11 protein-coding genes are annotated in these 13,534 nt (G+C 59.7%); 3 read left to right on the top strand and 8 right to left on the bottom strand.

What is annotated here, in order from left to right:
- Positions 1-139 precede the first annotated feature (139 nt).
- Entirely contained in the window at positions 140-1,213 is a 1,074-nt protein-coding gene (locus EV660_RS00145; protein ID WP_071482465.1) for a tartrate dehydrogenase, read from the top strand.
- A gap of 408 nt (positions 1,214-1,621) precedes the next feature.
- Here EV660_RS00145 and EV660_RS00140 read toward each other — a convergent pair whose 3' ends face one another.
- Genes EV660_RS00140 through EV660_RS00130 form a run of 3 tightly spaced genes read right to left on the bottom strand, consistent with a single transcriptional unit; the run spans position 1,622 to position 4,911 of the window.
- The gene (locus EV660_RS00140; RefSeq protein ID WP_071482379.1) at positions 1,622-2,764 is read right to left on the bottom strand and encodes an ABC transporter permease; all 1,143 of its coding nucleotides are present in this window, start codon (positions 2,762-2,764) and stop codon (positions 1,622-1,624) included.
- Complete coding sequence (locus EV660_RS00135) at positions 2,761-3,915, bottom strand: ABC transporter permease (protein ID WP_071482378.1); 1,155 nt, start codon at positions 3,913-3,915, stop codon at positions 2,761-2,763. The genes EV660_RS00140 and EV660_RS00135 overlap by 4 nt, the downstream gene beginning before the upstream one ends.
- Positions 3,916-3,918: 3 nt before the next feature.
- Positions 3,919-4,911 (bottom strand): HlyD family secretion protein, encoded by a 993-nt coding sequence (locus EV660_RS00130; protein WP_071482377.1) that lies wholly within the window; start codon positions 4,909-4,911, stop codon positions 3,919-3,921.
- A gap of 500 nt (positions 4,912-5,411) precedes the next feature.
- Between EV660_RS00130 and EV660_RS00125 the strand changes: the two genes are divergently transcribed.
- Positions 5,412-6,872 carry a mannose-1-phosphate guanylyltransferase/mannose-6-phosphate isomerase gene (locus EV660_RS00125; protein ID WP_071482376.1) on the top strand — a complete coding sequence of 487 codons (1,461 nt, stop codon included), beginning with the start codon at positions 5,412-5,414 and terminating at the stop codon, positions 6,870-6,872.
- A 5-nt stretch (positions 6,873-6,877) separates the two neighbouring features.
- A complete protein-coding gene (locus EV660_RS00120) occupies positions 6,878-8,254 on the top strand; it encodes a phosphohexomutase domain-containing protein (protein WP_071482375.1) in 1,377 nt (458 codons plus the stop codon).
- 178 nt (positions 8,255-8,432) lie between these two features.
- Here EV660_RS00120 and EV660_RS00115 read toward each other — a convergent pair whose 3' ends face one another.
- The 5 genes from EV660_RS00115 to EV660_RS00095 form a co-directional block, all read right to left on the bottom strand.
- A complete protein-coding gene (locus EV660_RS00115; protein ID WP_071482374.1) occupies positions 8,433-9,218 on the bottom strand; it encodes a Stf0 family sulfotransferase in 786 nt (261 codons plus the stop codon).
- A gap of 247 nt (positions 9,219-9,465) precedes the next feature.
- Entirely contained in the window at positions 9,466-10,179 is a 714-nt protein-coding gene (locus EV660_RS00110; protein WP_071482373.1) for an HAD family hydrolase, read from the bottom strand.
- Entirely contained in the window at positions 10,176-10,916 is a 741-nt protein-coding gene (locus EV660_RS00105) for a 3-deoxy-manno-octulosonate cytidylyltransferase (protein ID WP_071482372.1), read from the bottom strand. Before EV660_RS00105 ends, EV660_RS00110 begins: the two co-directional genes overlap by 4 nt.
- Before the next feature lie 4 nt (positions 10,917-10,920).
- A complete protein-coding gene (locus EV660_RS00100; protein ID WP_071482371.1) occupies positions 10,921-12,525 on the bottom strand; it encodes an aldolase catalytic domain-containing protein in 1,605 nt (534 codons plus the stop codon).
- A gap of 4 nt (positions 12,526-12,529) precedes the next feature.
- The gene (locus tag EV660_RS00095; protein ID WP_071482370.1) at positions 12,530-13,303 is read right to left on the bottom strand and encodes a sulfotransferase domain-containing protein; all 774 of its coding nucleotides are present in this window, start codon (positions 13,301-13,303) and stop codon (positions 12,530-12,532) included.
- Between the last annotated feature and the right edge of the window lie 231 nt (positions 13,304-13,534).

Below are 13,534 nucleotides of genomic sequence, written 5' to 3'. Positions count from 1 at the left end.
ACACAGACAGAGGCGGAACCCAATGATGGACAGCTGCACGTGTTCCGGAGCGCAAGTTTCTGAATATCCCTTCTCAGGCTTGCATCACTGGTAATGATATGAATGGATGATTGCAGCAATCAAATATGAAAGAGGCCAGATGACAAGTAATCACCTGAACATCGCCGTCATTCCAGGTGATGGGATCGGAAAAGAGGTAATCCCGGAGGGGGTTCAAGTGCTCGAAGCCGTTGCCAAGCGTCATAGCATTGGGCTGCACTTCGACATGTTTGACTTCGCATCCTGCGACTACTACGCCGCTCATGGACAAATGATGCCAGATGACTGGAAAGAGCAGATCGGTAGCCATGACGCACTTTTCTTTGGTGCGGTAGGCTGGCCAGACACAGTGCCGGACCACATCTCACTTTGGGGCTCGCTGATCCAGTTTCGGCGCCAGTTCGACCAGTATATCAGCCTGCGCCCCGCGCGGCTGATGCCGGGTGTGCGCAGTCCGCTCGCAGGTCGCGAGCCAGGCGACATTGATATGTTGATTGTTCGCGAAAACACCGAAGGGGAGTATTCCTCGATCGGCGGCAAGATGTTTGAAGACACTCCGCGTGAAATCGTCATGCAAGAAACGGTGATGAGTCGGATCGGCGTGGACCGGGTCTTGAAATATGCATTTGAACTTGCGGCAAAACGGCCGCGCGCGAAACTGACGTCGGCCACCAAGTCCAACGGTATCTCGATCACGATGCCCTATTGGGACGAGCGCGTTGCAGAAATGGCGAAAGCCTATCCGGGCGTGACCGTTGACAAGTATCACATTGATATTCTTGCAGCGCATTTTGTGCTGAATCCGGACAAGTTTGACGTCGTTGTGGCCTCTAACCTTTTCGGCGATATTCTGTCTGATCTGGGCCCCGCCTGTACCGGAACTATTGGCATAGCGCCGTCAGCCAACATCAATCCCGAACGTGCTTTCCCGTCACTGTTTGAGCCAGTTCATGGATCGGCTCCCGACATTGCCGGGCAAGGGATCGCCAACCCGATCGGTCAAATTTGGGCGGGTGCCATGATGCTGGACCATTTGGGTCATTTCGAGGCGGCGGCCGATGTCGTTACCGCGATTGAACGGGTTCTTGCTGAGCCTTCCTTGCGCACACAGGACCTCGGAGGGACAGCCGATACCCAGACTTGCGGCAAGGCAGTAATCGACGCACTCAACTAAGGCGCTTCAATATGAATAGGGGGATGTACGATGACGGGCGTGGTGAATCGTATATCTAGCTACATGTTATCACGCGGGGGCAGCCGTCAGCATTCGTCTTCACTTTGCGCAACTTGGCAATCCATTTCCCGTTGAAAGGGCTTCAGACACCTGCCTAGCGCGTGCCCCAAGGGTCGCGCAGGGCAGGTGTTTGGTCTGTTTTGTCGATGTGGAAGCTTGCGCGTTCCGCGCGCTTGCATTCGGCGTCGCGTGATTGGCTGGGATGTCAACAACCGGATGAAGCGTGATCTGGCGACCTGATACAGTATGGTCCGAAAACCTGTTTCCGTACACTTTCACAAGACAGTGCTCGCCCAAAATCGAACTGTGAGCAACAAAGTAGCTGAGCTATTTACCTCTCCCCAACTTTCACCTTGTTTGATGACCCGCCACTGTTGAAGGATGAGCCATAACCTCAAGGGAAACCGCAACAGTCGCAAAAGCGCCGACCAGACCCCAAAGATGCCAAAGGCGATGCCCAATGTCAGGCAAAGTCGCGCCCATCTGGCTGACACGCACAAGACCATCTATCGCCGCCGTCGATGGGATGATCTGCGCGATCCAGTTCAGATGCGCAGGAATGGCCTCGACCGGCCAAGCAAAGCCCGAGAGGAAGAAAAACGGCAGCCCCACGGCCAGCAGCACGACCTGAACCACCTCGCCGCGCTTGAACAGGGCCGCGACGCATTGCGCCAGCAATCCAGTTGCCAGCACAAAGGGCAGCCCGAGCATCAGAACAGCCGGTACATTGCCCAGATTGGGCAGGCCATAAAGCGCAGGCAGGACAATCAGATAGACCGGCAGCAGCAGCGCATAGAGCGCGACCCACGCCCCCATGCGCCCCAGAACCCGCCAGACCGGGTGCCCCAGCCCCTGCCCGCGCCGTGTCGCGACCAACGCCAGCCCCATCAGCATGGTTTGTTGCAGGATCAGCACGAAGGCCGCGGGCAGCACATAAGTCGCATAGCCTGCCGCCGGGTTGAACAGGGGCACCTCGACCTGAACAGCCGGGCTGACCTGTGCCAGTGCCACGTCGGGGGCGGTGCCCTGCGCGATCAGGCGGCCCATCTCGACCTCGGCCCCCATCTGGCGCAGGGGCACGGCGGCGCCTTGCATAACGCGCTGATACATCAGGAAATAGCTGGCATCGGCATATAGTGCCACGGGGCTTTGGCTACCGCGCAACAGCGCACGCTCAAACCCTTCGGGGATCACGAGCGCCCCATAGGCGCGGCGCTCCTGCACCAGACGGGTGGCCGTGATCATGTCGGGCGCGTCATGGCTGAGCATGACAGCCTCCGAGGCATTGACCCGGCGCGCAAGGTCCGCTGAAATGGTGGAGCGATCCAGATCGACCAGCACGACCGGCACATCGCGCAATAGTTCTGCACGATAGGGGTAGGGATAGATCAGTGCATAGATCACCAGTGCAACCAGAATGATCAGCCGGACCTGACGATCGGCAAAGATACCGCGCAATTCGGCGCGCAGGGCAATCAGGATATCGCTCATGACGTAGCCTCGATTTCGCGGCGCAGACGAACCAGCCTAAGCAGCACCAAAGCCCCCAGCGCAACAGCAATGCAGGCCAGCCAGACCACCGACCAGACAGAGATATCGAGCGGTGTCTCGCGCAGGGACTGGTCGATGCGCAGTTGCACATACCAAGTGCCGGGGATCAGCGCGCCCCAAGCTTGGGCAAGCTGCGACATCGCCTCGCGCGGGAAGCCAAGCCCCATGAAGCCGAAAGCCGGGGCGGTGATCACCGCGATAATACTGGCCGCGCGGCCCATGTCGCGGGTCAGCACGAAAGCCGCCGCACCGATCAGTTGCACGCCCAGCACAAACAGCACGGCACCGGTTGCCATCAGTAGCAGCGAGCCGCGCAAAGGCACGCCCAGCCAGCCATAAAGCGCGATATCCGACAGCCCGAGGATCAGCAGGAAAATCACCGTATAGGGCAGGATCTTGCCTAGCATCGCAGGCAACACCCCGCCAGCCATACGCGCCAGAACTTGCGGGTGCCGCCCCGGCCCGAAATCGAGCGAAATCGCATAGGCCGTCGCTGCCGCTGCGATGATCTGCAGCACTGTGGGCACGAGCGCGGCCAGCAGAAAATGCACATAGTCGAAAGCTGGGTTGAACAACGCATGCGCTTGCAAGGGGATCGGCTGGATACTCACCATGGCCTGTACGGGCGCTTCGCCCTGACCCTGTCGGACCGACAGGCGCAGACCCGTCAGCGCTGCGTCAATGGCACCGCGCGCGCCCCGCGCCACCAAAGAGCCCGCGCTCATATGCTGGTTGTCGTAGAAGATCACGATCTCAGGGGGCGCGCCGCGCAAGATGTCGCGCTCCAGCCCCTGCGGCAGGTAGATGGCACCACGTGCATGACCGGCCACGATCTTCGCGCGGGCGTCAGTCAGGCTCAGGGCCTGTTCACGCACTGTGATTTCGGGCGCGGCATCCAGCATCCGTGTGATGCTACGCGACAGATCCGAGCGATCCAGATCGACCACAACCACAGCCATGCCGGTGGGAATGCCTGCGCGAAAGATGCCCGTCAGCACGACCAGCATCAGCACCGGCAGCACGACCACCAATCCCAGCAGGGCCGGACGACGCAGGATCAACCGGAATTCGCGCAGCATCACCGCCAGCATGATCTAGCCACCCAACGCGATCAGCGCTGACATGCCGGGGCGCAGCCCGTCGACCGGTGCAAGCGGGCGGGCGCGCAGCTCAAAACTGCGCAGGTCAAAATCGCCTGTCGCCCGTGTCGCCCGCCAGCTTGCAAATTGCCCCTGCACATTGATCAGCGTGATCTCGGCATCAACATCTTGTTGCAGCGCAGGCACATGCACTGAAAACGTGTCGCCCACCTGAAGCCCTGTCAGCAGGTCTTCGCGCAGGTTGAAGGTGAACCATGCCTGATCCAGATCCACAATTGTAAACAAGGGCGCGCCGGGGCCGACATTTTCGCCCAGCTCTACCAGCCGTGCGGAAATCTCACCGCTCAGTGGAGCATAGATGGTCAGCTCGTCCAGATCGGCCTGACGCTGGGCCAGCGCGGCTTCGGCCTGCGCGACCTGCGCGGCGGCCACAGCGCGTTCTTCGGGCGAAGCCCCGGCGCGGGCCAGATCAAGCTGCGCCTCGGCAGCTTCGACACGGCGGGCGGCGGTTTCGACATTGCGCACGGTCTGGTCGATTGCCGCTTGCGGGCGTAGGCCCTGCTGCGCCAGTTCCGTGTCGCGGGTGACTTGGCCCTCGGCCAGTCGCAGATCAGCCTGTGCTGCGGCCAGTTCCGCTTCGCGGGCGCGGATCACCTCTGGCCGTGTCGCACCCGCTGCCGCTTGCGATGCGCGCGCGACCTCCAGCCCCGACGCCGCAGCCGCGTGAGACGTGACAAGCTGCGGGTTGGAGAGTTCCACCAGAACCTGCCCTGTCTCGACCTGTTCGCCCAACTCGGCCCCAATCTCGGCCACGCGACCAGAGGTGCGGGCGGATATGTCGACACGCGGGGCTGCGACCTCGCCCTGGATCAGCAAGGCGGCAGGGCGCGTGACCCACCAGACAGCAGCGGCAACCGATATTGCAAGAAGGGCAATAAGCACAAACGGCAGCGCGGCCTTGCTGGATGAAGCCTGTGAAGACGGCATGACAATCGCTTTCTATGTATAGATCGTCACGCTTTTACAGAAATTATGCGTGCGCCACAATTCGCCTGCCCCGCCCAGGCCGCAACGTCATTTGCGCTGTCATCGGCTAAATGGTTGTGTCTTCTTCATGGTCAGATGCCAGCCCTGCGCGAATACATGCTGCCGCGACATACTCGGCCCCTGACTGCCATTGGCTTCATGGTCGCGCGCTGCGGTGCAGCTTTCGTATTCCTGCCATTCGTGCATCGTGCAGCATCTCTGAAGGGCGAAGGTGGGCAGTGCAAACGAAGCTGGCGTCTGCTTTCGCCAGAGCCAATAACCTGGCATTGGTCGGCGATGGTATCCGACTTGAACCAAAGCAGCATGCAAACGGTGGAAAAGTGGCGCTGGACATGCGTGACGCCCCATGATCAAGCTCGTTACTGTATCCTGACTGCGTGCTGTCCGCTCTCTCTGGCAGCGCAGAGCGCAGTCAGACCAATTTTTGAAAGGCACCGCTTTTGTCTGACAAGACGCCTTCCGAATTTGTTTATCCATTACTGCTGGCCGGTGGCTCCGGCACCCGGCTCTGGCCGCTGTCGCGCAAGGCCTATCCCAAACAATTCGCGCAACTTATTGGGCCAAAAAGTCTGTTCCAATGCGCGGCCCAGACCCTTGGAGGGCCGGATTTTGCGCCTCCTGTTATCATAACTGGAAATGATTTCCGCTTTATCGTCACCGAGCAACTGGCCGCTTGCGAAATCGCCCCGCAAGCTGTTCTGATCGAACCTGAGGGTCGCAACACCGCCCCTGCCGTGCTGGCGGGCGCGCTGGTGATCGCAGCGCGCGATCCACAGGCCCTCATTCTGGTGGCCCCTTCGGACCATGTCATCCCTGATGGGCCTGCCTTCCGCGCCGCTGTGGCAGCGGCAAGCGCGCGGGCGCGGGCGGGGGATCTGGTCACTTTCGGGATTAGACCCACGCGCGCCGAGACGGGCTATGGCTATCTCGAACTCGCCTCCGATGCAAATGCGGGCGCGAAGGCCCCCCAGACGCTGGCGCGCTTTATCGAAAAACCAGATGCCGCGCGCGCGGCGCAAATGCTGGCCTCAGGGCAATATCTTTGGAATGCCGGGATTTTCCTCTTCAGTGCTGAGACGATCATCGCTGCCTTTCGCGCCCATGCTCCTGATATTCTGCCGCCTGTCGAGCGTGCCGTGACAGAGGCCACATGCGATCTGGGTTTCACGCGGCTCGCACCTGAGCCTTGGGCCGAGGTGCCGGATATCTCGGTCGATTACGCGATCATGGAGCGCGCGGACAATCTGGCCGTCATGCCCTATGGCGCGGGCTGGTCAGATTTGGGGGGCTGGGATGCAGTCTGGCAGGAAAGCGCGCCCGATGGGCAAGGCAATGTGGTCTCGGATCATGCCACAGCGCTTGACTGCTCTGGTACGCTCCTGCGCTCTGAAACATCGCGGGTCGAACTGGTGGGGATCGGGCTCGAAGATATTATGGCGGTTGCGACAGGCGATGCGGTTCTGGTTGCCCATCGCGCCCATGCGCAACGTGTGAAAGACGCGGTTGCAGCCCTGAAGGCGCGCGGGGTGGCGCAAGCGACCGAATTTCCGACCGATCACCGGCCTTGGGGCTGGTTCGAAAGCCTGGTGGTCGGCAACCGTTTTCAGGTCAAACGTATTCATGTCCACTCTGGCGCCGCACTTTCGCTTCAAAGCCATCACCACCGTTCGGAACACTGGATCGTGGTCGAGGGAACCGCCCGGGTCACGATTGACGACACTGTGCAGCTCGTGAGCGAGAACGAGTCGGTCTATATCCCGCTTGGGGCGAAACATCGCATGGAAAACCCCGGCAAGATGCCGATGGTGCTGATAGAAGTGCAGACCGGCAGCTATCTGGGCGAAGATGATATCATCCGCTATGACGATGTTTATGCGCGGGGGCAAGGCGCCAAAGGGTAGGGCAAATGGCACCGAAATTCGGCACAAGCGGGTTGCGAGGGTTAGTTACGGACCTGACCACCGAACTGGTTGCGGCTCATGTCTCGGCTTTCGTGCGGGCCTGTCAGATGGGACAAGGAGTATTCGTGGCGCGCGATTTGCGCGACAGCTCTCCTCGCATTGCAGGTGATGTGATCGCCGCTGCGCGGGCAGCGGGGCTGCGCGTTACGGATTGCGGCGCGACGTCTACGCCAGCGCTGGCCCTTGCTGCACAATCGGCGCGGGCAGCCGCCGTGATGGTGACAGGCAGCCATATTCCGGCAGATCGCAATGGACTGAAATTCTATACCCCGGCGGGCGAGATCACCAAGGCGGAGGAAGCAGTAATCCTTGCCGCGCTTGATCACCCGCCCATCCCCGCGCGCGAAGCCGAACCACTGCAACGTTTAGATCCCGGCCCTGATTATGTTGCGCGCATGCACGCGGCCTATGGACCCAACGCGCTGGCAGGTCAGCGCGTGGGCGTTTGGTCGCATAGTGCGGTCGGGCGTGATCTGCTGATTGCGACTTTGCGCGCGCTGGGGGCCGAGGTGATCGAGATCGGTCGCAGTGACACATTCATCCCCATCGACACAGAAGCTGTCAGCTCTGAGGCGCGTGCGCTTTTTGCGGCGGCAGCAGCAGAACATGGGCTGGCGGCCATTGCCTCGACTGATGGTGATGGCGACCGCCCGCTTCTGGCGGATGCAACAGGCCGGGTCATTCCGGGCGATGTGCTGGGCCAGATCACAGCGCGCACACTGGGGGCGCAGGTTGTGGTGACGCCCGTCAGTTCCAATACCGGCGTCGCTCAGATGGGGTTTGCGCAGGTGATCCGCACGAAAATCGGCTCGCCATTCGTGATCGCCGGGATGGAGGCGGCTGCGGCAGGCGGCGCAGAGCGCGTCGTGGGATATGAAGCCAATGGCGGGTTTCTTCTGGGCTTTGACGCGCATGGGCCCGCAGGCCCACTGCCCCGGCTGCTGACGCGCGACAGCCATCTGCCGATTGTCGCCGCGCTGATTGCTGCGGGCACAGATGGTTTGGCCGCGCTCGTCGCGCAGGGGCCACAGCGCTTCACCGCCGCCGACCGGCTGCAAGAGGTGCCAACAGCGCGCACAAAAACCTTGGTCGCAGCTCTGGCGCAGAATCCCACCGCCCTTCTGACCCCACTTGAGGCAGGAGAGCTTCAAAGCCTCGAGCAGACGGACGGGCTACGGCTGACACTCACGTCTGGGCGGATCGTGCATTTGCGCCCCTCTGGCAATGCGCCTGAGCTGCGCCTTTACACTGAAGCCGAGCGCTCTGATCTGGCCGAGGCCCTGCTGGCTGCCGCGTTGGCGCAGGTCATGGCGCTGCTTTGAGCCCCATTCAGGTGAGCTTAGCTTGTCTCAGCTACGGCCAGCGCCTAGGCTCCAGACTCATTGATATTCACAGCCAGAACAGGACGGTTGATGCCGATGATCTGGCTGCGCGCGCGATATTATTTGAGAAAAACGCCTATGGCTCCTATCTCAGCAACGTGTAATGGTTTGTGTTATCCTAAGCCGAAATATGTGCGATGAAATCCTGTTTAAATCGGGCGATGAAGGCCTCATTATAGTGGTCTGCCTGTCTTTGTAGTCTAGCTTGGCCCAGATTGAAGCGTCGAAGGCTTAGGCCAAGTTGTGAATGAACGGCATTGAGCACGCCGACCGGATCAGCCAACAGATCTTCATAGTACATTTCGACCCGCGGTAGATCATAGATGCAACAAATCTGGCGAATCATACGGTTGCCGTGACTAGATCCATTGAGACGGTCAAGAATGTCCGAAAACAAATAGTCGGGGACAGGCTTTTCGCCCTCCATCAGGCTATTCCACCGCTTGGTCTGTGCCGCGATCGAGAAGGACACGGCCTGTGCAAGCAAGTCACGCCGCTGGATATGCAGAATGTGAAGGCCACTGAACATGGCAGGAATGTTCCAGCGCAAAAGCATCAGTAACTGGTCCCAAGACGCCTTGAAGCCAAAACTTGCTGCCGCTGTAACCTTGGCAGAGGCCATGCCGGCGACATAATTGGGAAAGCTGTCATAGCCGGCCTGACGGGCCAACCGTGGTACCACATCATGGTTTAGCTGCTCGTGCAGGCCAGTAAAATTGGTTGTCAGCCGCAGGTATTCGGCCAGCATATTTGAGCCACAGCGATTGGTAAAACACAGTAATGTCAGCGGGAAATCGAAAACGGGCGCTTTGCCGTCAAACCGTGTTGCAGCCCCGAAATATTTCTGAATGCTCTTTTGATGGGGCCCCGTATATTGGTCGCGCAAGCTGGTGATCAGTGACATGATGGTTTTTTTCTATCCGATATCGCTTTGAATATTCTTAGCGCGGCAAAATGCCGAGCCCAATTGCATAGCCATATAAAGTTCGGCAGCGAAAAGCTCAAGGACAGCACGTGCGCCGCACAGGCGGGACACTCAAGTTTAATGCCTTAGCGAATTTTTCCCGCTGAACATCTTTGGGGAGCCTGCCCTAAAGTCAGAAATGCATCGCCCGTTTCTTGCGCTGAAGTACAATACCAGGATGCCAAAATCAACCTGCCGGAGGGGGTTCAGTCGCCTCGCCCCGATCCCGAAGCAGATCAGCCACAGCAGTGACATGATCGACCCCGGCTTGGGCGACCAGGACGGGCCAGTCTCGCACCTCGGTCCAGCCCGAGACGAAGACGAAATCCAGTCCCGCACGACGCGCAGCTTCAAGGTCATATCGGCTATCGCCGAGAAACAACGCCGGTTGGCGAATGCAACCCGTAGTCAGTTCACGCGCCAGGATCCTGTCCTTGTCATCGGGGCTGCCGAAGATGCCCCCGTCGAAATGGGCGTCCAGGCCCCGGGCGGCAAAGACCGCGCGCAATTCGTCTTGTGCCCCACCCGAGACGATCAGCCAGCGCGCCCCGGGCGTGGCTTCGCGCAGGGCCTCCAGCCCTTCAGCCACGGCGCAGCTCAGCAGTCCGTCCCGCACCGCCGCAGCATAGGCTTCAAGAAGCGCTTCCAGATCGGGGCCGTCGCGCCCCGGCACCGCGCCGGGGGCGTGGCACGGCAGGATGCAGTCGATGAAATGGCGAAACTTCGCAAAGCGTGAAACTCCGCCATGGCCAATGTGATGATCGACCAACGCCTGCGCCGCCGCCGTTCCCCAAGGCAGGGCAGCACTGCGAAACGCCTCAGTCTTGATCCGGTTCGAGTCGAGCACCACCCCGTCGCAGTCGAAGACAAGGGTGGTATAGTTTCTTATGTTCAGCGTCATGTCAGCGCTTTTGTCCGCAGCGCTGCCTCCACCTTGGCCACATCTTCCGGGACATCCACTGCCAGGCTTCCCGGCTGACATTCATACATGATGATACGCCGATCAAGTTCCAGAAAGCGCAGGATCTCAATATCTTCGGATTTCTCCAACGTGCTTTTGCGGCCATAACCAGCATAGGCGCCCAGTTCCTCGCGGGTAAAGCCGTAGATGCAGACTTGCTTCATGTAGCGCGTAGGCGCATTGGCGGCTTCCTTGAAACCTGGCAAGGGGCGGCGGGACATATAAATCATTGCACCGCCCTCTGTGGCGATCACCTTGGGAATATTCACGCTGCTTGGATCTTCGCCGTCTCCGATCCAGCAAAAGCCGTTCACAATCACATTAGGTTGCTCGGCCTTTATGGCAATGCAGCGGCGGATGTCGTCAGGCGCGACCAGCGGTTCATCGCCCTGAACATTCACGTAGATGTCATAGTCGATCATCTGAGCTGCTTCGGCAAGCCTGTCCGTTCCGGTCAATGCCTTCGGGCTGGTCATAAGCGGTGTGAAGCCTGCCGCGCTCACCACATCAGCGATGCGCGTATCCTCTGTTGCGATATAGACATGCTCCTGCCCGACAGCACGGGCGGAAAGCTCAGCCACCCAAAGCACCATCGGTTTGCCCAAAAGCGGGACCAGTGGCTTGCCGGGAAAGCGTGACGAGGCATAGCGTGCGGGGATAATGACACAGGCGCGCATGACGTCACAATCCATAGAGGCTTTGCGCGCGCAAGCCTTTGTAGCGGGTAGGGGTGATGGAAACAGGGGTCATGTTTTCGCCAACCCCGCTAAAGGCAGATAACATTGCTTCTATTTCCCTGTTTCGCGTATCGCCTGCCGGATAACCATCAAACCCGGCCATCAATATCCGCGCGGCGCGGCCACTGGCGGCGACCGCCAGCGCATAGGCGATCACCAGAGAGGTTGGCGCCACGCAATGCGTGTCATGGAATTCAAACCGCCCCGGTTCGATCCCGATGCCGAAATCCAGCAACTCTTTCTCGCCCAGCTCATTACGCAGTGCTTCGGGGAGCTGCGATGCAGGGGTGATCAGCGGCTGTGGCAACGTGGCATGTGTCTGGGCATCGGCCAGAAGGCGCACTGGGTGACAGGCGATGCGCAGGTCGATCAGATCGGGGTCGATGGCCGACTGCGTGTTGAGCGCCATGACCAGCGGTCGGACGCGGCGGATATAGGATTCGAGCGCAGGGCGATGCGCAGCCACGCCAGGTCCCGTGCCCAGAATAATTACCTCACGCCCGGCCATGACCGTTGCGGGCAGCCAGCTGCCACAGGGCGCACCACGGAAAAATTCGCGCGCGCCGTTCAGAGTGTTGAAGCTGAACTTCTTGCCCCCCTCGGCGCGCAGATGGTCGATGACGGAAAGGATGTCCTCCTCGTCATAGCGTGCGTCGCCCAGCATCTCTTGGATGTAGGTCGGGTGGATGCCGTATTTGCCCGCCAGGTAGTAGTAGGGGTTGGTGCCCCAGCCGTATTGCGACTTCATTGGGCCGAAATGCTTGCGTATCAACTCCATGAGCGGCACGAGGTTGGCCTTGCGGTCGCGCAACGCCTCGGCCTCGATCACCAGTTCCTCGGTGCGGGCGTTGCCAGGGCCGCGGCCCATGCCTGTCACGGTCGCATCGAGCCAGGTCACACCCTCGGCCTGCGCGCGCAGCGTGTTGGCGAGGGCAAGGCCAAGATTGTCATGCGTGTGGATGCCGAGGGGCCCGGACCAGAACGCCTTCAGCCATCCAATGATGCGGGCAGTGTCGTCGGGGGTCATGCTGCCCATGCTGTCGGCGAAATAAAGCACCTCGATCGCCCCGCCCGAGGCCATACGGGCAAGCTCTTCGATCTCTGCGCGACTACGATCGGCGATCTGCATGAGGTTGAGTCCCACGCGGTAGCCACGATGCGCGAGCCAATCCGCCGCCTCCAGCGCCTGCGGCAGTTCGTGGAAGTGGCAGGCGAAGCGCACGATCTTCACCGGCGTGGCGGTGGCGGGGTCCGGGAACATCCGCTCCACTGCGCCGATGGGGCCGCGCGGCGTGCAGAGGTCTGCACCGTTCATCATCACGCCTATGGTCAGCCCCTCGGGGATGGTCAGGCTGCGGATGAAGTCGTCGGTGGTGTAGGCGCAGGGGCCCTTGAACCCGCGGTTTTCGACAAAGCGGAAGCCGAGTTCGACGACATCGACTTGCGCGGCCTTCATCGCAGCAAGGTAGTCGTTGACCAGCGCAGGCGGGAAATCCCAGGCGTTGTAATAGCCGCCATCGCGGAAGGTGCAGTCAAGCAGGGTAACCATCAGCTTACTCGATCCCATCTAGGTAGGTATGGGCGAAATCAGGGTCGTGTTTGGCCATCAGGCGCAAGGTGGGGGCGTAGTAGGCGTTGAGGCTGGCGATGTTGTCCTCCGACAGCTCGTGCTTGTAGCGCCCCGGCATCACGTCGCTGCCGGCCCACCTGTTACCGATCCACTTGGGATTAGACGTGACCGTTTCGGGCTGTTCTGCTTCGAGGAGCTTTTCCTGTGCCGGTGTAAGCGTCACGCCCAGGAAATCTGCAAGCTGTGACTTGAGCGACGTAAAATCGAGGCAAAGACGGGCATAGGTTATCGCAATGCAATGTTCCTTGCCGCCCCTCTCCAAAGCGTGGAACAAATTCTCATAATATGCATTATCGTAGCCCCGCTTTTTAAAGTTCTGCGCCACCCACTGATCCATGCCCATTTCGATGGTTTCCTGGATGCGGCGTTCGCGAACCTCCGGCGTTTCCGAAGATGGATGCACCAGCTTCCAGTGGTAGACGTTACAGATGCGATCTCTTGGGTCCCGAAAGTTGACTACGGTGCGGTAATTGGAAAGATCGAGATTCACATTCCAATGGATCGGCGAGTTATTAAGAAGAATGTGATCTTGTTCGGGTGGAATCGCAGACACGATCTGTTCTGGTGGAAGATTCTTGATCGTGTCGAAATAGCGCAGGTCGGTGTAGGCGTTCTCTGCATTCACAAGAATGTTGATAATGCGCTGCATCGACAGCGTGCCACTGGTCGCGCTTGTTAGCAGGAGTATTGATTTCATAGATCAGACCTCATCAGTTCCGTGTCTAAAAAGTGGACTTGCAGGTGCCCGTTTCAGTTGATGGTGATGTTTTGCGTCGAGTCTGCATGTCAATGTCAGGGGTAATATTCTTCTTAATCTTCAGGGAGCTGGCTTCACCGGATGATATCCAAACGATCAGCCTGTCGCCAACGATCGCCGCACGTGTCAGGCATGTCCAATCTGGAAAGGTCAAGGATCCTTATGTTATAA

Source organism: Roseinatronobacter bogoriensis DSM 18756 (assembly GCF_004366635.1).
In the GTDB taxonomy this organism is placed as follows: domain Bacteria; phylum Pseudomonadota; class Alphaproteobacteria; order Rhodobacterales; family Rhodobacteraceae; genus Roseinatronobacter; species Roseinatronobacter bogoriensis.
Note: the sequence above shows the minus strand (reverse complement) of the source record. Positions and strands in the feature narration are given on the sequence as shown.

Excerpts from the sequence above, each read along its gene's own strand:
- EV660_RS00145 (WP_071482465.1), top strand. The coding sequence starts at position 140 with ATGACAAGTAATCACCTGAACATCGCCGTCATTCCAGGTGATGGGATC.
- EV660_RS00140 (WP_071482379.1), bottom strand. The coding sequence starts at position 2,764 with ATGAGCGATATCCTGATTGCCCTGCGCGCCGAATTGCGCGGTATCTTT.
- EV660_RS00135 (WP_071482378.1), bottom strand. The coding sequence starts at position 3,915 with ATGCTGGCGGTGATGCTGCGCGAATTCCGGTTGATCCTGCGTCGTCCG.
- EV660_RS00130 (WP_071482377.1), bottom strand. The coding sequence starts at position 4,911 with ATGCCGTCTTCACAGGCTTCATCCAGCAAGGCCGCGCTGCCGTTTGTG.
- EV660_RS00120 (WP_071482375.1), top strand. The coding sequence starts at position 6,878 with ATGGCACCGAAATTCGGCACAAGCGGGTTGCGAGGGTTAGTTACGGAC.
- EV660_RS00115 (WP_071482374.1), bottom strand. The coding sequence starts at position 9,218 with ATGTCACTGATCACCAGCTTGCGCGACCAATATACGGGGCCCCATCAA.
- EV660_RS00110 (WP_071482373.1), bottom strand. The coding sequence starts at position 10,179 with ATGACGCTGAACATAAGAAACTATACCACCCTTGTCTTCGACTGCGAC.
- EV660_RS00105 (WP_071482372.1), bottom strand. The coding sequence starts at position 10,916 with ATGCGCGCCTGTGTCATTATCCCCGCACGCTATGCCTCGTCACGCTTT.
- EV660_RS00100 (WP_071482371.1), bottom strand. The coding sequence starts at position 12,525 with ATGGTTACCCTGCTTGACTGCACCTTCCGCGATGGCGGCTATTACAAC.
- EV660_RS00095 (WP_071482370.1), bottom strand. The coding sequence starts at position 13,303 with ATGAAATCAATACTCCTGCTAACAAGCGCGACCAGTGGCACGCTGTCG.